The sequence below is a fragment of the Bacillus sp. R86525 genome (assembly GCF_042466195.1).
In the GTDB taxonomy this organism is placed as follows: domain Bacteria; phylum Bacillota; class Bacilli; order Bacillales; family Bacillaceae_G; genus Bacillus_A; species Bacillus_A nitratireducens.
In genome coordinates, this window is record NZ_JAXHPX010000007.1 from 1,693,974 (window position 1) to 1,718,559 (window position 24,586).

Consider the following 24,586-nt stretch of genomic DNA (forward strand, 5'->3'; position numbering starts at 1 on the left):
AATATGGTGATAAAATTTAATAATTTTGAAGAGAAGAAAATGGCATTTGCAAAAGCAACACAGGAAGGTACAGCGGAAGAACAATCAGCAGCATTAAACTCGATGATTGAAGCACTTGCAACAGATGTACGAGTAGATATTTTAAATCAAGTAAATGAATCAATGGTAGATCGCTCTATTATGCAGTCTCGTGGCGCTAATGTCCTAACAAGTGAAGAAATGAAGTTCTTTAATGCAGTTGTTGAAGAAGGTGGTTTTAAGTCTACTGAGACTTTACCTAAAACAACTCAAGAACGTATTTTTGATGATTTGGTTCAAGATCATCCTCTATTACAACATATTGGTTTAGAGAATTTAGGAGCTGTGACGGAGTTTATTTACGGAGATTCAGAGGGGGCAGCTGTATGGGGACCACTATTTGATGGTATTAAAGGGCAATTAAATGCTACATTCCATAAAGATAGCATTGCCCAGCTTAAATTAACAGCATTTATTCCATTAGCAAATGACATGCTGAAACTTGGGCCGGTATGGGTTGAACGTTATGTTCGTACAATGATTGAAGAAGCAATGAAAGTGGGATTAGAACGTGGATTTGTAGCTGGAACAGGTAAAAATGAGCCTATCGGATTATTAAAAGATCCAAGTGGAAGTGTTACGAATGGAATATATCCAGATAAAAAACCAGTGGGTACTTTAACGTTCGAACCAGGTCGTAAAACAATCAATGAATTAAAAGGTGTAGTTAAATTATTGGCTAAAAAGTTAAATGCTGATGGTAAAACGGATGCAGACAGACCAAAAAATATTGCTGGAAAAGTAGTTATGGTAACAAACCCATTTGATACTTTTGATATTCAGGCAAACGCGACAATTCAAAATGCAGCTGGAGCATATGTGACTAGCTTGCCATTTAACCCGATCCTTACGGAATCAGTGTTTGTACCACAAGGGAAAGTATTATTCTTTGTTAAAGGTCAGTATGTTGCAGCGATGGGCGGTACAGAGCCTATTAAAAAGTTTGAAGAAACACTAGCTTTAGAAGATGCAACTGTTTATATTGCTAAACAATATGCTACAGGTAAGCCAAAGGATAAATATACATCTCAAGTTTACACATTGAAGATTGAAGAAACACCAACGTCTCCAGCTCAAGGGTGATGTGAATGGATAAAGTAATTTCAGATGTAATATTACAGCAATTCAAAGATAGGATGCACTTAGGTGATGAGGAAGATGATAACCTAAAGCGCATCCTTTCTACGTCTAACAAGGCATTACTTAGGGTTTGTGGGAATTATGATTTAAATAATGACGAAGAGTTCAAGGAATTAGTCTTTGAACGTTCTCGTTATGTCTATAACGATGCATTAGAGTATTTTGACAAGAATTTTTTAAGTCAGATTAATAGTTTAGGCATCGATAAAGCATTAGAAGAAATTAAGTTGGACGGTGATTAATATGCGTCCTTTTCAGTATAAAAAACCATTGAATACTGGCGATTGTAGAAATCGAATTATCATTGAACAACCTGAAGTAATAAAAGATGAATTGAATCAAGAAGTTGAAACAGGTGATTGGCAAGAAGTTAAAAAGGCATGGGCGATGATAAAAACGGTAAAAGGTTCGGAGTATATTGAAGCTTCGGCTTCTCAGTCTACACGAATTTATCGGTTTGTAATTCCTTATACAACAGGTATTACAGAATTAATGCGAATTACTATGAAGGGTCGTATCTTTGACATTATTGAACCGCCAATGAATGATGATGAAGTGTATCAAACATTGACCATTATCGCAAAGGAGCATGTTTAGTATGAATGATTTTGCGAGTGATCTTGCTAGAGAATTACAAAGATATGCAAATGTTGTGGAAGAAGAATTGTTAACAGCACAAGAAGAAGTGGCTGATGTTGCTGTAAGTAAATTAAGACAAAGTGGTCCTAAAAAAACAGGGGCTTATCGTAAAGGGTGGCGTAAGAAAAAAGAAGGTAATGGCGTTGTCGTCCACAATATAAAAGGGCAACTAACGCATCTCTTGGAAAATGGCCATGCAAAGGCTGGTGGTGGACGTGTTCCGGCTCAAGTTCATATTCGTCCTGTTGAAGAGTATGTAATTAATGAAGTACCAAGACGGATTGAAAGGGCGCTTGAATAATGACATTAGGTGAATTAATAAAAACCCTTGAAGCTACAGGTTATCCTGTGGCTTATTCGCATTTTACAGCCACACCAACTAAGCCAGTACCAGCGCCACCTTATATTTGTATCCTTGTGGATGGATCGGCAAATTTAATGGCTGATAACAAGGTTTATCACAAGATAAACGATTTAAATATAGAGCTTTATACAACTAAAAAGGATTTAGTTGTTGAAGCCAAACTTGAAAAAGTCTTAGGCGATCATGAGATTCCTTATGATTCGTATGGGACTTTTATTGAATCTGAAAAAATGTATCAAAGAATATATGAAACGAGGTTGATGTAAATGAATGAAAACAAGGTAACATTCGGTTTGAAAAATGTACATTATGTACCATTAGATACTAAGGATTTTTTAGTTAAATTCGGGACACCAATTCCATTACCTGGTGGAGTTGAACTAACTTTTGAGCCACGCGGTGATTTAATTGAATTCTATGCAGATGACATGCTTTATTACGCGGCAAGTAATAACCAGGGTTACGATGGAACATTAAGTATTGCTACTATCTCAGAGCAATTTGCTATTGATGCACTTGGTGAGGAATTAGACGAAACGGATGGCGTATTAAATGAATTGGCTGATGCAAAAGGGAAACCATTCGCATTATTATTTGAGTTTGATGGTGATGTGAATGCAACCCGTCATGTTATGTATAACTGTTCAGCAAGTCGTCCAACGATTGCATCTAAAACAAAAACAAGTTCTGCTGAACCAAATACAAATGAACTGAAGTTTGTTTCTAGCCCAATTGTTTTAGCGCCTGGTGGAAGACCAATGGTTAAAACGAAAACGACTGCTAAAACGACACCAGCAATTTATAACGACTGGTACAAAAAAGTATATGTAAAAACACCAGCAGCACCAAAAGGAGCGTAAGCAGATGGAAAAGACGATTGCTATAGACGGTAAACAGGTTCGGTTAAAAGGTACAGCAGCAACAGTTAAAAAGTATAAAGCACAATTTAGACGTGATTTATTTGCGGATATGTTTGGATTAGGAATCATTTCACCAATTACACCTCAAGATGGTTCGCAACCTACTATCGATTTAGCAAATGCTGATTTAAGTAAAGTAGATTTTGAGGTTATTTATGATTTAGTTTGGTTATATGCAAAAACAGCAAACCCAGAAATCGCTGATCCGATTACATGGTTAGATGGATTTGATGAATTCCCTATTTCTGAAATTATTCCAGAAATCATGGATCTGATCCAAAGTACGATGGGGGCAAAAAAAAATAAAGAAAACTAATGAAGAGCAAGAGACTTTCGGTGATGAAGAGTTAACAACCGATACGTTCCTTGCTCTTTGTTATAAAGCGAAATTATCACATGGTGATTTAGAAGAAATGACTATTGGTGATTGTTTTGATTATATTGCTGAATTCGCTGAGATGGAAAATCCGGACAAAGACAAAACTCGTACAGCAAATCAAAAAGACTTCGATTCGTTCTAAGAAAGGGGTGAGATGATGGCAGGAGGAAGAATCAAAGGAATTACAATTGAAATCAACGGTAATACTCAACCGTTACAAAATGCCCTAAAAGATGTAAATAAACAAAGTGATTCTTTGGCTAAAGAGTTAAAAGATGTTGAACGGTTGCTAAAGTTTGATCCTGGTAATGTGGAAGCGTTGGCGCAAAAACAACAGTTGCTTACACAACAAATTGAAAATACAACACAAAAGCTAGATAAATTAAAGGCTGCTGAACAACAAGTCCAAGCTCAATTTCAAAACGGTAAAATTTCTGAAGAACAATATCGTGCATTTCGCCGTGAAATTGAATTTACAGAAGGATCTCTTAATGGTCTGAAAAATAAACTCGGAAACATGAAAGCAGAACAAGACAATGTAGCTAATTCCACCCGGCAATTAGAAACATTGTTTAGTGCTACAGGAAAAAGCGTTGATGATTTTGCAGGAGCATTAGGAAATCGTCTTGTGAATGCAATTAGAAGCGGAACAGCTACAAGTCGGCAGTTAGAGCAAGCGATTGGAATAATCGGTCGTGAAGCATTAGGAACTGAAGCAGATATTGAAAAATTACAGCGAGCACTCCGATCTGTGGATGCGGGGAACTCAATACAACAAGTACGAAATGAGTTAAGAGATTTACAACAAGAAGCTGGAAGAACAGAGAAAAAATTTGAAGGCTTAAAGATTGGACTAGAAAATGTCATAGGTGGTATGGCCGCTGGTGGCGGTATTGCAACTGCCGTTGAAAAAGCGATGGATATGTCAAAGTTGCAAACGAAAATTGATATAAGCTTTGATGTTCTAGAGTCCTCAAAAAAATCGGTAGAAGAAGCTATAAGGGGAGTAACTACTTATGGTGTGGATGCAGAAGAAGCCTTAGAGGGTGTTCGAAAACAATGGGCATTGAATAAGGATGCTTCTGATGAAACAAATGCTGCTGTAGTTAAAGGAGCGGCAACTATCGCTTCAAGTTATGCAGGGATTGATTTTAATGAGCTTATACAGGAAACAAATGAGATTGGTGCAACATTAGGAATTACTAATGAAGAGGCTTTAGGATTAGTTAACACTTTATTAAAAACAGGTTTTCCACCTGAACAATTAGACATTATTGCTGAATATGGTGACCAAATGGTCCAAGCCGGCTTTACAGCTAAAGAGGTCCAAGGCATAATGTCAGCTGGGGTCGATACGAAAAGTTGGAATATCGATAACCTTTTAGACGGAGTTAAAGAAGGCCGTATTAAAATGGCTGAATTCGGTGCCGGTGTAGATAAGTCCATGCAAGCGGTTTTAGATAAAACAAAGATTTCGGCAGATCAGTTTGAAAACTGGGGTCAAGCTATCGCTAAAGGTGGCGAGGGCGGACAAAAAGCGATGCTTGAAGCAACCAAAGCTTTAGCTGGTGTTGAAAATGCGACAGACAGAAATGCGCTTGGTACAAAGATGTTTGGTACCCTTTGGGAAGACCAAGGAAAGAAAATTATCGATACGATTTTGAAAGCAGAAGGGAAGCAAGTAGATCTCAAAAAAGGAGTAGAAGATTTACACGGTGCTACTTCTAAAATAGATGCAAGTCCAGCTGTTAAATTCCAAAAAGCAATGCAAGATTTACAAGTAGCTCTCAAGCCGGTTCTTAGTGTGATAGCTGATGTTGTCGCTAAAATCGCTGATTGGATTTCTAATAATCCTAAATTAGCAGCTACATTGGCAGCCATAGCGGTAGCTATCGGGGTAATTTCGGGTGCATTTATGGCTTTAGCACCAATTGTTGTTGTCATATCCACCATAGGGGCTGCAATGATGGGATGGGTAGCATTAATTGCTATTGTTGTAGCCGCAGTTGTTGCTTTAGGTATTGCCATTTATCAAAATTGGGATTCTATACAGAAATGGACTATTGATGCTTGGAATGCTATTGGAGATTTTTTAATAGGAATATGGGATGGGATAGCCCAATGGGCAAGTGAAACATGGAATAGTATTAGTGAATCTACATCAGCAGTTTGGAACTCAATTAAAAAGTTTTTAGTAGAACTATGGAATGGAATAACGGAGTACTTAACTGAAACATGGAATTCGATGGTTGAAACTACTATGGAAACATGGAATTCAATTGTTGAATATTTGACCGGTATTTGGAATGGGGTAGTTGAGACATTATCAGAAGTTTGGAATAGTATCAGTCAAACCACTTCAGAAGTGTGGACAGCGATTAGTGAGTTTTTCATTAGCACCTGGAATGGGATAGTTGCTTTTTTAACACCAATTTTACAAGGAATCGCTGATTTTTTCTCTATGATTTGGAATGGCATTTCCACAGTGATCCAATCCGTATGGAATTTCATTACTCAATATTTACAAGCGATTTGGACGGCTATTTTATACTTTGCTACTCCAATATTTGAAAGTATCAAGAATTTCATTTCTGAATGTTGGAATACCATTAGTTCTACTACAAGCTTTGTATGGGAAACGATTAAGAATTTCTTAGTTTCCTGTTGGAATGGGCTTGTAGCATTTGTTATGCCGATTTTTGAACAAATCAAGTCATGGATCATTACTGTGTGGAATACAATCAGTTCAGCAACAGTGGCTGTGTGGAATGCAGTTAGGAATTTCTTGCAAACATGCTGGAATGGATTAGTTGCTTTTGTGGTACCAATTTTTAGTTCAATAAAAGAATGGATCATAAATACATGGAACACGATTAGTTCTACAACAAGTGCGGTATGGAACGCTGTAAAAAACTACTTGTCTAGTTTATGGAGTTCAATCGCTTCTACAGCAAGTTCTATTTTTAATAACATTAAAGAAGCTATATCAACAGTTTGGAATATGATTAGTAGTACAAGCACCAGTGTGTGGAATGGTATTAAATCCACACTTTTAAATATTTGGGAAGGAATTAAATACACAGCAGCATCAGTATGGAGTGGATTAACAGATGCAATTATGACACCTGTACGTTGGGTAACAAGGGCTGTTAGTGGTGCATTCGAAGGTATGCAATCGGCTATACTCGGTGTGTGGAGTGGAATCAAAAGTGGTATAAAATCGGCTATAAATGGAATTATTAGTATGATAAATAAATTCATTTATGCTTTCAATACACCAGCTCAATTATTAAATCAAATTCCAGGAGTAAGCGCTCCTACAATTCCATATGTTCCGATGCTTGCTAAAGGTGGAAAGCCTGTAGGGGATGGCTCATTTATTACGGGTGAAGCTGGACCTGAGATGTTTACGAAAAAAGGTAATTCAATTACAGTTACTCCGTTATCTTCGAAAGAAAAATCACTTGGTATCACTGGAACTATGAATCAATTAATGGGTGATATGAGTCGTATGATGGCTAATTCTATGAGTCAGCTATCAGGATTAAAAGGTGTTATGAGTGGTGTGTATGGAAACATGTCAAATAGTAGACAAGCTATGACAAGTAGCGTCGCAAATCAAGTATTCAATTACTCTCCTGGAACATCCGGGGCTAATGGAGTAATGCCAATGCAAGGTGGCGATTTAGTAATTGAGGTTCCTGTTGTTTTAGAGGGGCGAGATGTGGCGCGCGGCACTTATCGATATACAAAAGAGTATCAAGAACGAGAAGAACAAAGAAACTCAGCCTTTTAGGTTTGGGTTTCTTTTATTTTATAAGGAAATGAGGTGTCAAAATGAGTTCTTTTACATTTAACAAGGAACGTAAAGATTTCGTTCAATTAGAAAAAGGATGGAAAAGACCCGCATGGGCGTCATTGAAGAGAAATTTATTAAGTGTTCCAGGTTATCCTGGTGCAAGATTATTAAATACGCAAACTGAAATTCGTGTTCTTTCTATTCCTGTCGGAATTATTGTTCCTGATGGTGGAAACTTAGAACTATTAAAAGAAGAAATCGCAAATTGGTTAATTACAGAGCAACCAGTAGAGCTTACTTTCGATGTAGAACCAAATAGAACATATTTAGCTGTTGTGGATGATGGTTTTGATCCAGATGAGTTTGTAACACTTGGACAAGGAGTTATTAAATTCATTTGTCCAATGCCTTATAAATTAGGGAAAACAAACACACACACCTTTACTCAAATTTGGTCTACAGAAATAACCTCTAATTTTACTAATAAAGGCAGCGTAGAAGCGCCACCAATAATTGAAATGACTGTAAAAAAACCAAGCACTTTTTTAGATGTATGGTTTGGCGTATATCCGTATGATCGAAATTACTTTCGAATTGGTTACCCATTAACTGTGGAAGAATCCACTGTACAAGAGCGAGAACGGGTCTTGTGGGATGAAATGTCATCCGTTGTAGGTTGGACTCCTGTTACGGGGGTTTTTGATGACATGAAAGGTACAGGGGAACTTAAAGTAAAAGATGGGACGGCTATTTATTGTCCGTATTACGGTGAAGAGGGCACGAAAGGATATCATGGTGGTATTTCAAAGAAAAGTATACCTGGTGGACCAATGCAAGATTTTGAAATGGAAGCCCGAGTACATTTGCAGTCTAAAAACATAGATCAAATGGGACGGGTGGAAGTTTTACTTTTGGATGAAGCGAGTAATATTGTATCTCGAATAAACATCAATGATTTATATTGGGATGCTGAAATTACAAAGGCATATATGAGAGTTGGGAATAATGGAACACCTAATAGTATTCGGAAGTTAGTTGATACAAGTGGAGCGCATCCTAATACTTTCAACAATTTTTACGGAAGGTTGCGTATTGCAAGACGTGGGAAAGAATGGTCTGTTTATGTGGCACGTTTTAAGGATGGCACGGAAATAGACGATGCTTCACTTGTTGAACGTTGGATTGACGAAACAGGGAATCCGATGACGGAAAGAAAGATTGCACAAGTCATGATTGCTATTTGTCGATACGATAGAAATACACCTGTTTATACCATGCAGATTGATGATTTAAAGATTTGGAAGATAAACAAAGTCCCTTCAAATACTAAACCTTATATTTTCGATGCAGGCGACAAAGTAATTATCGATACAGAAAGAAGCCTTGTTACGATTAATGGAAAAGATGCTATTAACATTAAAGATATATTTAGTGAGTTTCCTAAGATCATACGTGGAGATAATCGTATTGATATTATGCCGCCAGATGTAAATGCAACAATCAGTTATAGGGAGAGATACAGATGAGAACGCCAAGTGGTGAATTGCATGTTGTTGATTTTAAAACAGAACAAATCGTAGCATCCATTCAGCCTAAAGATTATTGGGATGATAAAAGACATTGGGAAATCAAAAATAACATTGATACATTAGAGTTTCGAGTATTTGATAATACAAGGCATTCATCCACACTTATGCAGCAAAACTTAGTATTAAAAGAAGTGCGTGATGGTCGTATCGTTCCTTATGTAATCACTGAAATAGAAAAAGACTCTGATGATAGATCGGTAGTTGCTTATGCATCTGGTGAATGGGTTCAACTTGCTAAAGCTGGAATTATCCCTCCACAAAAGCTAGAAGGTAAGACAGTAATTGAAATGGTGGATATAGCTCTTGCGGGCACGAAGTGGAAGAAAGGGAATTTGGAATATGCTAGTTTCCGTTCCATGACTATTGATGAATTTATTGATCCATTGACTCTCCTTAAAAAGATAGCTTCATTATTTGAATTAGAAATCCAATATCGCGCTGAAGTTGTAGGATCACAAGTCGTTGGTCGTTATGTTGACATGATTAAGAAGCGCGGTCGAGAAACAGGGAAAGAAGTAACTCTCGGCAAAGATTTGATGGGGATTAAACGGATTGAAAACTCTCAAAATATTTGTACAGCCTTATTAGGTTTCGTGAAAAAAGAAGGTGGAGAGTTTGTTACTATTACGGAAATAAATAACGGTGTCCCTTATCTTGTGGACAGTGATGCTTTCCAAAGATGGAATGAGAAAGGACAGCATAAATTCGGTTTCTATAGTCCAGAGACAGAAGACCAAGATATGAATTCGAAACGCTTAATGACTCTTATGAATACAGAGTTAAAAAAGCGTGTAAATACATCCGTTTTGTATGAAGTTCAAGCACAAAGCATCGGACGAGTATTTGGATTAGCACATGAACTAATTAATGAAGGCGATACAATCAAAATCAAAGATACAGGCTTTACGCCTAAATTGTATTTAGAAGCAAGAACAATCGCTGGTGATGAATCATTTAAAGACCCTACACAAGATAAATATGTGTACGGAGATTATCATGAAATCGTTGATCCAAATGAAGAATTAAGAAAGATTTATAATCGTATCCTTAGTTCATTAGGCAATAAGCAAGAAATGATAGATCAGTTAGATAAGTTGGTAAAAGAAGCTAACGAAACGGCTAGTAATGCACAGAAAGAATCAGAAGCGGCAAAAGCACTTGCTGAAAAGGTGCAAGAGAATATTAAAAATAATACCGCCGAAATCATTGAATCTAAGAGCCCACCGACAACAGGTCTTAAAGATAGAAAAACACTATGGCTAGATATTTCTAACGGTAAACCTGGTATTTTAAAACTTTGGAAAGATGGTATTTGGGACCCGGTTGTCCCTGATGTAGAAAAGGTGAAGAAAGAAACATTAGAGCAGGTAAATAAAGATATTGAGTCCACAAAAACAGAGTTAAATCAAAAGGTTCAAACCGTGGACAATAAAGCGCAAGAAATAGCTGGGCAAATTTCTGATGTGAAAAAAGAGGTTCAGGGAAAAGTAGACTCAAATTTTGTTAAGGAACAAATTAAAGATAAAGCCGATAAATCAGGTGTTTTCACAAAAGATGAGATTAATAATGGATTTGTCGGCAAACAAATTTATGAAACTGATAAACAAGGGAACGTGCAGAAGTTCCAAGACATTAATACATCTATTACACAAACAAATGAAACTATTGGACAAAAAGCTGAGAAGTCAGAGTTAAAAATTCTTTCTAATAATGTAGTAGAAGTCACAAAAACAGTGAATGAAACGAAACAAATGGCTGAAGGGACAAAAGAATCATTGTCTCAAGTCACATCAAAAGTTGATAACGCTAAAGTTGCAGAACGCAACGTAATTACAAATTCAAACTTTGGTACGGGTGATGCTACGGGTTGGACTATATGGGATAAACAAAGTGGGAACGGTGCTGTGGAACAAGCTACCGATATACCTGAGTTTGCATATTGCGGAAAGTTAACGCGAACAAACAATATAGCTGATTTATGGTTTATGAGAGATATTAAAGTAACACCTGGTCAATATATTATTTCAGCGTTCTTTAAGTCTAGTAATCTAACTATGGCGATGGGAGTACGTGACGGAAGCACTACACCTACGTATAAAATTGTTAATTTACCTAAGGATTTATCTGATGGGAAATGGCACCATTTTAAATTAGAAGTAGAATTTAAGACAAATGAAGCGCGGATTTATTTTGGAACGCAAAAAAATAAAGAGACTACTGGTGAAGTGTTTATTGCAGGAACAAAGTTAGCTGAAGGAACTGTTTTTTCCACATGGTCACCAGCTCCTGAAGATCAGCTAACAAACAGTGAATTTACTAAAAAAGCAGTTGAAATAGAGAAAAATATCAATGGTGTGACAACATCCGTTTCAAATATAAAAAACGAACAAGGGAAGCTAACTGAACGTATGACGAAATCAGAGCAAACCGCCGATGGATTTAAAACTTCTATTGAATCGTTAACGAAAAAAGATACTGAAATCAGTAATAAATTAAATACGGTTGAATCCACTGTAGAAGGTACAAAAAAGACTATTTCTGATGTGCAGCAAACAACAAGTGAACTTAAGAAAACAACAACTGAAATTAAAGAACAAGCAGGGAAGATCAGTGAAAAGCTTACAAGTTTAGAAACAAGGGAAGTTAATGTTCGAAACTATGCAATTAACTCGGATTTTTCGAATGATAAAAACGGATGGGTCGGAATTACAAATGCGGTTACTACCAAAATTGTCGATGTTGCAATACCAGGTGTCCCAGATATTAAGAAAGGTTTGCAATTAACAAGTAACACAGCGTTTATTACTCAGATTTTACAGAAAGAACTATTTGTGAATAAAAAAGGCGTTGCTTCTTGCTATATTAATGTAAAAACGGTGACTTCTACTAATGAATATCCACGCCTATATATGAGATTCACATATGACCAAAACGGAACAGATAAAAATTATTACGCTATTATTTCGCAAAAAGAAGTAACAGATGGATGGAAACGTATTTCAGTTTCTTTTGATACAACAAAATATACTGGTACTTTAAAAGATGTCCGTGTAAACGTAGCGACCGCTAATACTACTACTGCTGATGCAACATTCACTGGAATTTTGGTTACATTTGGTGACTTACTTGAAGCCTGGAATCTTGCTCCCGAAGATGGAGTAACACAAGGTGCATTCCAGTCTAAAACAACCGAGATTGAAAAAAGTGTGGATGGCGTTAAAACTACGGTAACAGATGTACAAAACAGCCAATCTGGATTTGAAAAGCGTATGACTACAGTAGAACAAACAGCAAGCGGATTATCTTCCACAGTTAGTAATTTAAATAATGTAGTAGATTCTCAAGGGAAAAAACTTACTGATGCAAATTCTAAAATTGAGCAACAGGCAAAAGAAATCGGGGCTAAAGTAGCAATCAAGGAAGTAGAGGATTATGTTGCTGGATTTAAGATACCTGAGTTGAAGCAGACTGTTAATAAAAATAAAGAAGATTTGCTTGGAGAATTAGCTAATAAACTTGCAACTGAACAATACAATCAAAAGATGACTCTGATCGATAACCGTTTTAGCGTTAATGAGAAAGGTATCGATTTAGCAGCAAAAAAGACAGAGGTGTATACACAAACCCAATCTGATGGTAAATTCGCTACGAATGCTTATGTAAGGGATATGGAAGGTCGTATTCAAGTTACTGAGAAAAATATTCTTAGTACCGTTAAACAAGGTGAAATCATATCATCCATAAATCAAACGGCAGAAACCATTAAAATTAAAGCGGGTAAAATAGAATTAGATGGAACAACTATAGCAAAGAATTTAGAAGCACAGGAACTTAAAGGAACCACAATACGGACAGACAATGGCGTTAATTATGTTCATATTCAAAAGCAATTTATCCGTTTAATGGAATCAAATTTAAGCAGAGTTTACCTTGGATACTATACAAATTCCGCAAACCAACTCCAACCAACGATTGTATTAGGGGGAGATTCAAGTTTTCAAGATGGTTCTGTTGTCTTCAGTCAACAACCATCGCAAGGATTTTTAGGAATAATAAACGGAAAAGATTTTAACGGAGATCCTTATTTTGTAAGTTCGCTTGCATTCAAAAGATCAGGAGATTTGACTCTGAATGCAGGTATGAATGGGAATGTAACTGTTAACTCCGGTAAAGGTATAGGTCATTATGCGAAAGGTGGTTCGTTCTGGGCAGAAGCAACAGACGGAGTCACATTAAAAGGTGGAGCTAAATCTGTATGGATGGACTGTCAGTCTTCTATTGTTTTTAACTTAAAAGGTAAAAATATGCTTGATATAGTTGCAACACCTAACTCCGAAACGGATCTTCGCTTCCAAACAGTAACTTTGCGTAACGGTAACGTTGATGGCTATAAAACACTTCAGGTTAAAGATGGAACAGGGAACGCTTTTAATGCTGTCACAGCATCGTCATTCCAAACGGCATCGAAACGGGAGTACAAAACAAATATTCGCGATGTACAGTTTAGTGCAATAGAAAAAATTATGGCACTCCAAATCCAACAATACAACTTGAAAACAGATATAGAAGACCTGTATGAGAAACGAATGAATCGTGTTGAAGGAGACCCGATTCTTACAACAAACGATATAGAAACTCACTATGGTTGGATTGCGGATGATAAAAATACTCCTGGGTGTTTCGTTACAAAAGAAAAAAATGCAGCTGAAATATATTCTTCTTTAGCAATTCAAATAAAAGCATTCCAGGAAGAAAAACATGCTAAAGATGCTGAAATTCAAGGGTTAAAAGAAGAAAATAAGCAGATGAACCGTAGAATTGAAGTGTTAGAACAATTATTAGTTCGAAAATTAATAAACGAGAAACCGGAGCAGCTATAAGCTGTTTTTATTTTGAACAAAATACGGCATCTATAACAAAACGAGGCGTGCTTATAACAGTTTTGTTATTTTGCATATAGGAGTGATTTAATAAACGCTAGGAATGGTGTTTATTAAATCACTAAGCTACATCAATCTTGTGAATCTGCATCTTCAAAGGAGTCATTATGAATCGATGAATCAGAACCGTGGTCATTACTTTCTGAGTTTTCATTAGCGCTTTTCATAGCTGCCGTAACAAATGCTGTTGTCATTACTACATTCATCCAACTTGCTTCAGCATCATTAGCATTTGTTCCTGAATCGTTATGACTGCCAGTTTCTTGTGTTGAGGAAAGATTTTTTAATTCCTTTTCAATAGATCTGGCATGTGTTTTCTTCCTTCCAAAAATTCTCATGAATACTTGTAATATAAAGCATGCAATGAATACTATTAGAAGAAAGAAAAAGAAAATTAAGGACAAATTCATTATCTCTTCCATATTTATACCTGCTTTCTAATTTAAGAGATAATGAATATCCTTAAATGAATTAGCGTTTTATGTTTTTAAATATCAGTATACCAGTCATTAAGACATATGTACTATTAAACGATAACAAAAAATTTAGTTCGATAAAACATTAAGAGGAAAATAAAGAATAGTAAAATCATTCTGAACAAAATATGGATTTTATAACAAAACGAAGTGTGCTTATAGCAGGCTTTTTTATTCTTAGAAAAGGAGAGGAAAAGATGGATCGTATTGATGTATTACTGAAAGCATTTGTAGCTACATTTGGTGGCTTTTGTGGGTATTTCTTGGGAGGATGGGATGCAACAGTGAAGATCTTAGTAACAATGGCAGTTATTGATTATTTAACTGGCATGATAGCAGCAGGATATAACGGAGAATTAAAAAGTAAAGTTGGTTTCAAAGGCATCGCCAAAAAGGTGGTGCTTTTTCTTTTGGTCGGAGCAGCTACTCAAGCAGATGCGATTGTGGGAACAAATAGCGCGATTCGTGAAGCAACAATCTTTTTCTTTGTCAGGAATGAGCTTCTTTCGCTTTTAGAAAATGCTGGTCGTATGGGGATTCCTTTACCTTCAGCGCTAACAAATGCAGTTGAGATTTTAGGCGGTAAACAAAAACAAGAAGATAGAAAAGGAGATGCTAAGTAATGGGACATATTATTGATATTTCAAAATGGAATGGTGACATTAATTGGCCTATAGCAAAGGAATACGTAGAATTCATCATCGCTCGTGTACAAGATGGTTCAAATTATGTAGATCCATTGTATAAAGGCTATGTACAAGCTATGAAGCAGCATGACGTTCCGTTTGGTAACTATGCATTCTGTCGTTTTGTTTCTGAAAACGATGCACGCGTAGAAGCCCGTGATTTCTGGAATCGTGGTGATAAGAATGCGACAGTCTGGGTGGCGGATGTTGAAGTTAAAACAATGAATGATATGCGAGCTGGTACACAAGCATTTATCAATGAATTACGCCGATTAGGTGCTAAAAAAGTTGGTTTATATGTTGGCCATCATATGTATGCTCCATTCGGAATGGCAAATGTTAATTGTGATTTCGTATGGATTCCACGCTATGGAGGGAATAAACCAGCATACCCTTGTGATATTTGGCAGTACTCTGAAACTGGTAATGTACCTGGTATCGGTAAGTGTGATTTGAATTCTCTAATTGGTAGCAAACCGTTAGCTTGGTTTACAGAAGAGAAACAGCTAGAACAAGCTGTTTCCAACGGTGGCTATCAATATGTTAAATCTGGTGGTTTTGGTATTTCATTGGTTCAGGAAGTCGTAAACGCTATGAATGAGCGTGGAACAAAAGGGAAGGTTGTCTCTGATCCATTAACTGGTTTAGCATACTTACAAACTGAAGTACTACCTAATGGCGAGCTTGATAAGATTACAGCTTGGATGGATGAAAGAAACTGGTGGTATGAGTACATTAAAAAATAAAAGAATAGTTTTATGAACAAAAATTATTATCTGGTTCTATATGTAGATAATTATATATTGATTTTCATCTTTATAAATGTTAGGGTAAATATACACCGTTTCTTATTTTTATATTTATATTCAATGTCTGTAGAATAAATAGAATAAGAGAAAGATCCCCTTGTGCACTCATATGCAGAAGGGGATCTTAATTTTTATGAGATTTAAAATTTACTTTTAGATAATGCTTTAAGAATTGGTTTTACAATTAAACCTATTAAGCGAAAACCTTTAAATACAGATCGGACAACCTTCATAATTTATCCTCCTAAAATTTAAGTGGACTATGTTAGTGTTATTTATTCATTTTACTTAAAGCTTTATCCATTTGGCGCTCATTAGCTAATGTTGCACTACTTGTTGCATTTTCCACACCGCGATAGTTGTATTTAGAGTTTTGCCAAAAATCGAAAGCGAAATCTTTTAATGGCTTTTCTGATGCGTTTTTATCGACTACTTGTGACTTGAAAAGATTAGTTAACATATATTCATGATTAGATACATCTTTAATGTAATTTTTATCTTTATATTCTTTAATAATTTCAGTACCAAAAGTGTTTACTTCATCATTAGATGGTTTGTAGCCATTAGCGTACTTACTCACTTCATCAAATTTTTCGGTTGTAGATTTATCACTTGACGCTACTTCTTTAATTTTACTTTCCCAAGTTGTTTCTACTTTAACTGTCTCTTTTGCGACTGTGTCTTCTTGTCTAGGTTGTTCTTTCTTTTGCAATAATCCAAAGTCTAAAATAACATCTACATTGCTATCGTTAAACAATATGTAAACATAACCATCTTCTTCTACACCATCTAATGCAGGATATTTATATTCAACAAGTGATGGATTGAATTGATTAACGTTTTCTTCTCCTTTTCCGCCTACAATTTTCTCGACCTCTTTCATACTCATTCCGTTTTTAATCTGTTTAAATTCTTCTTTGGAAATTTTTCCATCACCTGTGCTGCATGCTGAAAGCACAGATACTATGACGAGTAATGCTATAATTAATTTCTTCATGAATTGTTCCCCTTAATTGATATAAATAACTGTATCATTATATCAAACTTTAGAGATTTTGGGGTTATTTATCAATATTAATCTCAACTGTGTACGTCTTCGCATGCTCAAGTAGTTCTTCAACTTGGTTATATCTTTCTCTTAGTTCAGTTAAAGATATTTTTGTGATGGCAGCGTTTTGTATAAAAAAGTTTTTGTGAGAATGCCATTTATAAATAAGGTGTGCAATTTCCTGGTGGTTTTCATGCTTTAATAATAAAGCGGCAATTCCTTTTTGTTTCGAATAAATCTCCCTAATTAATTGGTCTTTTTCATATGCTACTGGATTGGTTATCATATAAGTCCTCCTTTTAAAATTTTAATTGCTCTTGGTTTCGATGGGTCACGCTGGATATATCCTTTTTCCTCTAGATGCATTAAATGACTATGTACAGTAGAAGGGGATGAAACACCTATAGCTTCTCCAATTTCACGTACAGTTGGTGGATATCCGTTTTCTATTACCTCTTGTTGCATAAAAGTTAGTACTTGAGCTTGTCTAGGAGTTAATGGTTTCATGATGTATACCTCACTTTATGTATGGAATATCTAACCATATAATAGCAAGGTATTGATAATAAATCAAACATTTGTTCGTGTTTTTCGTGGGATATTATGCTCCCATGAACTCACTATCAAAGTAGAAATTGTCCATTAAGTTATCTACAATTCCATTGAATTGGTTTATTGCGTTAAAAAAGAATGCAGTATACGTGTTTGGAAATGAAAAAAATTTACAGGCTGTGAAATGAGTATATAATAGAAGAAAAAAGAAATGTTTATATTGTCATCACCCTGTTGGCGTCAACCTAATGCGCCTAATGGCTACAAAAAACATCTACTTCGTCCCATTCGGCCAAGATGCACCAGAGAAAAAACCGAACTCAATGGTAGCTCGTATGGAGTTACTTGAAGATACAGTATTAGAAGCATTGCAAGGGAAGCAATTGCAACCTGTTGTTGTAGAAAAATTCAGATATATGAATTAAAAAACGAAAAAAAACGGACAATTTTTGATGAAACCATCATTCTTACTGTAGAATATGATAAAATTAACGTTATTAAGATTGGGAGGGGCATTTTATGCTCCTTCTAATTCTAAGTTATAGAAGGATTGGTATCTAGAAAGGGGCATAGTGATGGAAAAGCAAAAAACTTTTCATGTCGCTGTAGTTGGAGCAACCGGCGCAGTTGGTGAACAAATGTTAAATACTTTAGAGAAACGAGAATTTCCAATCGGGAAATTAACGTTACTTTCATCTAAACGATCTGCAGGTAAGAAACTTGTATTTAAAGGCGAAGAATTTACAGTTCAAGAGGCAACTCCTGAAAGTTTTGAAGGAGTAGATATCGCACTATTTAGTGCTGGTGGATCTGTATCGAAACAATTAGCGCCAGAAGCAGCAAAGCGCGGTGCGATTGTTGTTGATAATACAAGTGCATTCCGTATGACAGAAAACGTGCCACTTGTTGTACCTGAAGTAAATGAAAACGACTTAAAAGAACATAATGGTATTATTGCAAATCCGAACTGTTCTACAATTCAAATGGTAGTAGCTCTTGAGCCAGTTCGTCAGCAATATGGTTTAAAACGAGTAATCGTTTCCACATATCAAGCTGTATCAGGTGCTGGTGCGGCAGCGATTGAAGAACTTCATGAACAATCACAAGCAATCTTAAATGGCGAAGAAGTTAAGGCGAATGTTTTACCTGTATCAGGTGATAAAAAACATTACCAAATTGCTTTTAATGCGATTCCACAGATTGATAAGTTCCAAGATAATGGATTTACGTTTGAAGAAATGAAAATGATTAATGAAACGAAAAAAATTATGCATATGCCTGAATTAGAAGTAGCGGCAACATGTGTACGTTTACCAGTTGTATCAGGGCATTCTGAGTCTGTTTACATCGAAGTAGAAAAAGAAGGCGTAACAGTAGCAGAATTAAAGAGCTTACTTGCAAATGCGGAAGGTATTGTTCTGCAAGATAATCCAGAAGAGCAGTTATATCCAATGCCAGCTACTGCAGTAGGTAAAAACGAAGTATTCGTTGGAAGAATCCGTAAAGATTTAAATAACGATAAAGGATTCCATCTTTGGGTCGTATCTGATAACTTATTAAAAGGCGCTGCATGGAATTCTGTTCAAATTGCAGAGCGCTTAGTAAAATTACAATTAGTGTAAACGGCTAAGAGAAGGTGCAAAATATGAAAATAATTGTTCAAAAATTTGGTGGCACATCAGTACGTGATGAAAATGGACGTAAGCATGCGCTTCATCATATAAAAAAATCGTTAGCTGCAGGTTATAAAGTAGTTACTGTCGTATCTGCTATGGGCCGTAAAGGTGAACCGTATGCAACGGATACGTTATTAAGTCTTGTAAATCAAGAGGAATCTAATATTTCTAAACGTGAGCAAGATTTATTATTATCATGTGGAGAGTTAATCTCTGCAATTGTTTTCTCTAATATGTTGAATGAGAACGGCATTAAAGCAGCGGCATTAAATGGTGCACAAGCTGGTTTTGTAACAAATGATGACTTTACGAATGCGAAGATTATTGAAATGAATTGCGATCGTATACATGAAGAGTTACAAAGTTTAGATGTAATCGTCGTTACAGGATTCCAAGGGCAAACGAAAAAAGGTGATACGACAACACTTGGACGCGGAGGTAGCGATACTTCGGCTTCAGCATTAGGTGTTGCGCTTCATGCTGAATTTATTGATATATTCACAGATGTAGAAGGTGTTATGACTGCGGATCCTCGTATCGTGAAAGATGCACGTCATCTTCAAACTGTAACGTATAACGAAATTTGTAACATGGCATATCAAGGTGCAAAAGTCGTTCATCCACGTGCAGTTGAAATTGCGATGCATGCAAAAGTGCCGCTTCGTGTACGTTCTACGTATTCTGATAGTGAAGGTACGCTTATTTCAGCATCTGACGGGGCTACAAAAGGCCGTGATGTAGAAGAACGGCCTGTTACAGGTATCGCTCACGTATCAAATGTGACGCAAATTAAAGTGCTTGCAAAAGAAACGGCATATGATTTGCAACAGCATGTGTTTAAAGAAATGGCGAATGAAGGAATAAGTGTCGATTTAATTAACATTTCACCTACTGGAGTAGCTTATACGGTGAGTGATAATGTATCAAGTCGTGCAGTTGAATTATTAAAGAACCTTGGATATGAGCCAATTGTGACAGAGCATTGTGCAAAAGTATCTATTGTAGGAGCTGGAATGGCAGGATACCCAGGGGTTACTGCGAAAATCGTTACAGCTTTAGCGGAAAAAGGTATTCAAATTCTGCAATCAGCAGATAGTCATACGACAATCTGGGTTCTTGTAAAAGAAACCGATTTAGTGGAGGCTGTAAATGCATTACATAGTGCGTTTGAGCTTTCAAAAGAAAAGCAACTGGAACAATAAGGAGTGAGACCATGATAGATTTTGGGACAATTGCAACCGCGATGGTAACACCGTTTGATATAAACGGGAATATCGATTTTGCAAAGACAACGAAATTGGTAAATTATTTAATTGATAACGGTACAACGGCAATTGTGGTAGGAGGAACGACAGGTGAATCTCCTACACTAACATCAGAAGAAAAAGTAGCGTTATATCGCCATGTCGTATCTGTTGTCGATAAAAGGGTGCCCGTAATCGCTGGAACAGGTAGCAATAATACACATGCCTCTGTTGACTTAACTAAAAAGGCAACAGAAGTTGGTGTTGATGCAGTTATGCTAGTGGCGCCGTATTATAACAAACCGAGTCAAGAAGGAATGTATCAGCACTTTAAAACGATTGCTGAAAGCACGCCACTTCCGGTTATGCTATATAACGTTCCAGGGCGATCTATTGTACAAATCTCCGTTGATACAGTTGTTCGTTTATCAGAAATCGAAAACATTGTTGCGATTAAAGATGCAGGCGGCGATGTGTTAACAATGACAGAAATCATTGAAAAAACAGCGGACGACTTTGCAGTATACAGCGGTGATGACGGTTTAACGTTACCGGCTATGGCAGTTGGAGCGAAAGGTATCGTTTCAGTAGCATCTCATGTTATTGGAAACGAAATGCAAGAAATGATTGCAGCGTTCCAAGCAGGAGAATTTAAGAAGGCGCAAAAGTTACATCAATTACTTGTAAGAGTAACGGATTCATTATTTATGGCGCCAAGCCCAACTCCAGTAAAAACAGCGTTACAAATGGTTGGATTAGATGTAGGTTCGGTACGTTTACCACTTCTTCCATTAACAGAAGAAGAAAGAGTAACGTTACAATCTGTAATGCAATCCATTCCTCGTTAATAAAAAATGACCTAGTGTGAAACTAGGTCATTTTTATTTTTTTTAACTAATTGTAGTAACATTCCTTGGAGTTAATAGGATGTAGGGGGAAGAGGAAATAACATTTAATTAGTTATATACTGATTGCATAGTTAATATATTATGGAACATTTTTAGTGCATATAGTCTTATATTCATGCAAAGAAATCACATGAATATTTTTCCATAAAACTCTTGTGGAGTAGGAAAAGTAATAAAGATGAAATGAATTTCACCCTCGTAAATTATAACCTCATTTTAGTGTCTTCTCTTGTCTTTCGCATAATTTAACTTGTGTTCTATTTCTTGTATCAGGTATAATATGGCTAAGTAGCTTAGTACGGGTATGCTTAGCAAAATTGGGAAAAATTATGATTCAATGAAATTTTCATATCATATCGAATAAGATATTTGATTTATATAATGAAAGAGAGGTGAAACCTGGTTTAAAAAATAAACAAGGACATGATATCGCATAACGGTAAGGACATTCGTCTTGGACGGTGAATATATGGTGGTTGTAGAGTTTCCCCTGGTGTCTCTACAATTTTAGTGAAATCAGTGTTTGCAAGATTTTTAAACCAGGCAACAACATGAAGAGAAAAGAGAATGAGTCTGTTAAAGTATTTGCTCTTGGTGGAGTAGGTGAAATCGGGAAAAACATGTACTGTGTTGAAATTGATTCTGAAATCTTTATTGTAGATGCAGGATTAATGTTCCCAGGAGATGAAATGTTTGGAATTGATATCGTTATTCCTGATATTACATACTTAGTGGAAAATCAAGAGCGAGTAAAAGGTTTATTTATTACTCACGGTCATGAAGATCATATTGGTGGAATTGTTTATGTACTTCGTAAATTATCTATTCCAGTGTATGCAACGAAATTAACAGTAGGACTTATACAAGAAAAACTTGGCGAAGCGGGCATGTTAGGCCGTGTAGACTTAAAAACAATCGATTCAAATTCAACAGTAGATTTTAATACTACAACGGTGTCATTCTTTGGAACGACACATAGTATTCCGGATTCTGTTGGTGTTTGTTTCCATACATCAAAAGGTGCTGTAGTGTATACAGGGGACTTTAAATTTGATCAAACTCCAATTGGAAATAATGGAGCAGATCTTGGGAAAATGGCGCAAATCGGAAATGAAGGCGTACTTTGCTTATTATCTGATAGTACAAACGCTGAGCGTCCAGGCTACACAGGTTCGGAAAAAGAAGTTGGTGTAGAAATTTCTAAAGTGTTCTACGGTGCAGAAGGTCGTATTATCGTTGCTTCATTTGCATCGAATGTACATCGTATTCAACAAGTATTTGACGCGGCTGCTGAAACAGGAAGAAAAGTAGCGGTAGTAGGACGTAGTATGGTGAAAGTAGTAGACATTGCAAGACGTCTTGGTTATTTAGATGTTCCAGAAGGTATGGTTATTTCATTACAAGAAATAGACAATTTCCCGGAAAAAAAGGTAGCTATTTTAACGACTGGTAGTCAAGGGGAACCGATGGCAGCCCTTTCTAGAATGGCGAAGCAAGCTCATAAACAAATTTCAATTCGTAAAGGTGATACTGTTATTATTGCAGCTTCTCCAATTCCAGGAAATGAAATATCTGTATCAAAAATTATTGACTTGTTATTTAGATCTGGGGCTGAGGTTATTTATTACGGTGAAAGAAAAGTTCACGTTTCAGGTCACGGTAGCCAAGAAGAATTAAAGCTGATGATAAATTTAATGAAGCCGAAGTATTTTGTACCCGTACATGGTGAGTTCCGTATGCAAAAAGCACATGCATATTTAGCGGAAGATGTAGGTATTGCGAGAGAAAATATCTTTATTGTAGAAAAAGGCGATGTAATTGCTTTTGGCGATGAAGAAGCAAACTTAGTTGGTAAAGTGCAAGCTGGCAATGTTTTAATTGATGGATTAGGTGTTGGCGACGTTGGTAATATTGTTCTTCGAGATAGAAAGATGTTATCTCAAGATGGAATTTTAGTTGTTGTTGTGACACTTGGTAAAGATGAAAAGAAAATTATCTCTGGTCCAGAAATTATTTCACGCGGTTTCGTATATGTACGTGAATCAGAAGCATTGATCGAACGATCTACAGATATTGTACGTATGATTGTTGAACAATCTATTAAAGAATATTCAATTGAATGGTCTATGTTAAAACAAAATATTCGTGAATTATTAGGGCAGTTCTTGTACGAAGAAACGAAGAGAAAGCCAATGATTTTACCGATTATTATGGAAGTATAAAGAAGATCACCTTTACAGGTGATCTTTTTCTTTTTTAACCCCATCGAATGAAATTTATAACTTAAGAAATAATAGTTATATACGAGTGAAAGGGGATGCGATATGACAGAACGTGATCGTTATACAAATGAAGAAAAAGAAGCTGAGCCGAAAGAAATTCCGAAAGAAGCTTCTATAGTGGAGAAAATCCAACAACTTGGACAGACGAATGTCCCGCAAATGAATGAATCGCGTATTCATTGTTTAACAATTGTTGGGCAGGTTGAAGGCCATATTCAGTTGCCACCACAAAATAAAACAACAAAATATGAGCACATCATTCCGCAAATTGTCGCGATCGAACAAAATCCGAAAATTGAAGGCTTACTTTTAATATTAAATACAGTTGGAGGTGACGTTGAAGCTGGGTTAGCAATTTCTGAAATGGTGGCTTCGCTTTCAAAACCAACTGTCTCTCTTGTTTTAGGAGGAGGGCATTCAATTGGTGTACCGATTGCGGTCTCAACTGATTATTCATTTATTGCCGAAACAGCGACGATGACAATTCATCCGATTCGTTTAACAGGTCTTGTTATAGGTGTGCCGCAAACATTTGAGTATTTGGATAAAATGCAAGAAAGAGTCATTCGATTTGTGACAAAGCATTCGAAAGTAACGGAAGATCGTTTTAAAGAGCTTATGTTTGCAAAAGGGAATTTGACGCGAGATATTGGGACGAATGTAATAGGTGGAGATGCAGTGAAGTATGGTCTTATAGATGGTGTCGGCGGTATTGGTAGCGCGCTGCGGAAATTAAACGAATTAATTGATACGCGTGTGGACAATCAGACAGAAGGGACAATGCTACAATGATTTTATATACAATTATGCCAGAGCAACTTGTATATCCGGCCGATTATTCACAATGCGAAAGTCAAAAAGTTGTGAATGTAAATGGCGTGGAATTAATGGTCTCTGAGGAGGATAATCAATGTTACTCTATTGTACGTGTGCTAAGTACGAATCCGTCTCACTACCTAGAGTTTGAGCCTGGACAGAAAATTACCTTTTAGCAAAAAGAAGGATTTTGTTTAGAAGCTATGGTATAATATAAAAAACAAGACGGTTGAGCAGCCAT

The 24,586-nt window shown here is 36.3% G+C and carries 22 protein-coding genes and 1 pseudogene; 19 read left to right on the forward strand and 4 right to left on the reverse strand.

The window, feature by feature from the left end; all coding sequences use genetic code 11:
• Nucleotides 1-3 precede the first annotated feature (3 nt).
• The 10 genes from SJY24_RS11425 to SJY24_RS11470 all read left to right on the forward strand — a co-directional run bounded on the left by SJY24_RS11425 (nucleotide 4) and on the right by SJY24_RS11470 (nucleotide 13,788).
• Nucleotides 4-1,161, forward strand: coding sequence for a phage major capsid protein (locus SJY24_RS11425; RefSeq protein ID WP_377864676.1), 1,158 nt, complete (start codon nucleotides 4-6; stop codon nucleotides 1,159-1,161).
• Between the two features lie 5 nt (nucleotides 1,162-1,166).
• Entirely contained in the window at nucleotides 1,167-1,460 is a 294-nt protein-coding gene (locus SJY24_RS11430; protein WP_377864677.1) for a hypothetical protein, read from the forward strand.
• A gap of 1 nt (nucleotide 1,461) precedes the next feature.
• Nucleotides 1,462-1,815 carry a phage head closure protein gene (locus tag SJY24_RS11435; protein WP_377864678.1) on the forward strand — a complete coding sequence of 118 codons (354 nt, stop codon included), beginning with the start codon at nucleotides 1,462-1,464 and terminating at the stop codon, nucleotides 1,813-1,815.
• A 1-nt stretch (nucleotide 1,816) separates the two neighbouring features.
• On the forward strand, nucleotides 1,817-2,158 hold the full coding sequence (locus tag SJY24_RS11440; protein WP_377864679.1) for an HK97 gp10 family phage protein: 342 nt from the start codon (nucleotides 1,817-1,819) through the stop codon (nucleotides 2,156-2,158).
• On the forward strand, nucleotides 2,158-2,487 hold the full coding sequence (locus SJY24_RS11445; RefSeq protein WP_377864680.1) for a hypothetical protein: 330 nt from the start codon (nucleotides 2,158-2,160) through the stop codon (nucleotides 2,485-2,487). The genes SJY24_RS11440 and SJY24_RS11445 overlap by 1 nt, the downstream gene beginning before the upstream one ends.
• Nucleotides 2,488-3,081 (forward strand): major tail protein, encoded by a 594-nt coding sequence (locus SJY24_RS11450; protein ID WP_377864681.1) that lies wholly within the window; start codon nucleotides 2,488-2,490, stop codon nucleotides 3,079-3,081. It abuts the gene before it with no gap.
• Between the two features lie 4 nt (nucleotides 3,082-3,085).
• The gene (locus tag SJY24_RS11455) at nucleotides 3,086-3,457 is read left to right on the forward strand and encodes a hypothetical protein (protein ID WP_377864682.1); all 372 of its coding nucleotides are present in this window, start codon (nucleotides 3,086-3,088) and stop codon (nucleotides 3,455-3,457) included.
• Between the two features lie 217 nt (nucleotides 3,458-3,674).
• Nucleotides 3,675-7,316, forward strand: a complete 3,642-nt coding sequence (locus SJY24_RS11460) for a phage tail protein (RefSeq protein WP_377864683.1) — start codon at nucleotides 3,675-3,677, stop codon at nucleotides 7,314-7,316.
• Between the two features lie 41 nt (nucleotides 7,317-7,357).
• Nucleotides 7,358-8,845 carry a distal tail protein Dit gene (locus SJY24_RS11465; RefSeq protein ID WP_377864684.1) on the forward strand — a complete coding sequence of 496 codons (1,488 nt, stop codon included), beginning with the start codon at nucleotides 7,358-7,360 and terminating at the stop codon, nucleotides 8,843-8,845.
• Nucleotides 8,842-13,788 carry a phage tail spike protein gene (locus SJY24_RS11470; protein ID WP_377864685.1) on the forward strand — a complete coding sequence of 1,649 codons (4,947 nt, stop codon included), beginning with the start codon at nucleotides 8,842-8,844 and terminating at the stop codon, nucleotides 13,786-13,788. Before SJY24_RS11465 ends, SJY24_RS11470 begins: the two co-directional genes overlap by 4 nt.
• A gap of 131 nt (nucleotides 13,789-13,919) precedes the next feature.
• On the opposite strand, the gene SJY24_RS11475 is transcribed toward SJY24_RS11470, so the two are convergent.
• The gene (locus SJY24_RS11475) at nucleotides 13,920-14,270 is read right to left on the reverse strand and encodes a hypothetical protein (RefSeq protein ID WP_377864686.1); all 351 of its coding nucleotides are present in this window, start codon (nucleotides 14,268-14,270) and stop codon (nucleotides 13,920-13,922) included.
• Nucleotides 14,271-14,521: 251 nt separating this feature from the next.
• On the opposite strand from SJY24_RS11475, the gene SJY24_RS11480 reads away from it, so the two are divergent.
• Complete coding sequence (locus SJY24_RS11480) at nucleotides 14,522-14,947, forward strand: phage holin family protein (protein WP_377864687.1); 426 nt, start codon at nucleotides 14,522-14,524, stop codon at nucleotides 14,945-14,947.
• Nucleotides 14,947-15,756, forward strand: a complete 810-nt coding sequence (locus tag SJY24_RS11485) for a GH25 family lysozyme (protein WP_377864688.1) — start codon at nucleotides 14,947-14,949, stop codon at nucleotides 15,754-15,756. Before SJY24_RS11480 ends, SJY24_RS11485 begins: the two co-directional genes overlap by 1 nt.
• A gap of 334 nt (nucleotides 15,757-16,090) precedes the next feature.
• Here SJY24_RS11485 and SJY24_RS11490 read toward each other — a convergent pair whose 3' ends face one another.
• The 3 genes from SJY24_RS11490 to SJY24_RS11500 all read right to left on the reverse strand — a co-directional run bounded on the left by SJY24_RS11490 (nucleotide 16,091) and on the right by SJY24_RS11500 (nucleotide 17,374).
• The gene (locus tag SJY24_RS11490; protein ID WP_377864689.1) at nucleotides 16,091-16,816 is read right to left on the reverse strand and encodes a hypothetical protein; all 726 of its coding nucleotides are present in this window, start codon (nucleotides 16,814-16,816) and stop codon (nucleotides 16,091-16,093) included.
• Between the two features lie 64 nt (nucleotides 16,817-16,880).
• A complete protein-coding gene (locus SJY24_RS11495) occupies nucleotides 16,881-17,153 on the reverse strand; it encodes a hypothetical protein (RefSeq protein WP_377864690.1) in 273 nt (90 codons plus the stop codon).
• A complete protein-coding gene (locus SJY24_RS11500; RefSeq protein ID WP_377864691.1) occupies nucleotides 17,150-17,374 on the reverse strand; it encodes a LexA family protein in 225 nt (74 codons plus the stop codon). Before SJY24_RS11500 ends, SJY24_RS11495 begins: the two co-directional genes overlap by 4 nt.
• A gap of 281 nt (nucleotides 17,375-17,655) precedes the next feature.
• Between SJY24_RS11500 and spoVFB the strand changes: the two are divergent.
• The 7 genes and pseudogenes from spoVFB to SJY24_RS11535 all read left to right on the forward strand — a co-directional run.
• Nucleotides 17,656-17,844 (forward strand): annotated as a pseudogene (gene spoVFB / locus SJY24_RS11505) (dipicolinate synthase subunit B); the annotation flags it as partial.
• 150 nt (nucleotides 17,845-17,994) lie between these two features.
• Nucleotides 17,995-19,041, forward strand: coding sequence for an aspartate-semialdehyde dehydrogenase (gene asd, locus SJY24_RS11510; protein ID WP_000414857.1), 1,047 nt, complete (start codon nucleotides 17,995-17,997; stop codon nucleotides 19,039-19,041).
• Nucleotides 19,042-19,064: 23 nt separating this feature from the next.
• Nucleotides 19,065-20,297: an aspartate kinase gene (dapG, locus tag SJY24_RS11515; RefSeq protein ID WP_098500647.1), complete on the forward strand. Its 1,233-nt coding sequence runs from the start codon at nucleotides 19,065-19,067 to the stop codon at nucleotides 20,295-20,297.
• An 11-nt stretch (nucleotides 20,298-20,308) separates the two neighbouring features.
• Nucleotides 20,309-21,187: a 4-hydroxy-tetrahydrodipicolinate synthase gene (dapA, locus tag SJY24_RS11520; RefSeq protein ID WP_071746768.1), complete on the forward strand. Its 879-nt coding sequence runs from the start codon at nucleotides 20,309-20,311 to the stop codon at nucleotides 21,185-21,187.
• Between the two features lie 611 nt (nucleotides 21,188-21,798).
• Nucleotides 21,799-23,469 carry a ribonuclease J gene (locus SJY24_RS11525; protein ID WP_377864692.1) on the forward strand — a complete coding sequence of 557 codons (1,671 nt, stop codon included), beginning with the start codon at nucleotides 21,799-21,801 and terminating at the stop codon, nucleotides 23,467-23,469.
• A 102-nt stretch (nucleotides 23,470-23,571) separates the two neighbouring features.
• The gene (tepA, locus tag SJY24_RS11530) at nucleotides 23,572-24,321 is read left to right on the forward strand and encodes a translocation-enhancing protein TepA (protein WP_377864694.1); all 750 of its coding nucleotides are present in this window, start codon (nucleotides 23,572-23,574) and stop codon (nucleotides 24,319-24,321) included.
• Nucleotides 24,318-24,521, forward strand: coding sequence for a YlzJ-like family protein (locus SJY24_RS11535; RefSeq protein ID WP_000605032.1), 204 nt, complete (start codon nucleotides 24,318-24,320; stop codon nucleotides 24,519-24,521). Before tepA ends, SJY24_RS11535 begins: the two co-directional genes overlap by 4 nt.
• Nucleotides 24,522-24,586: the final 65 nt, after the last annotated feature.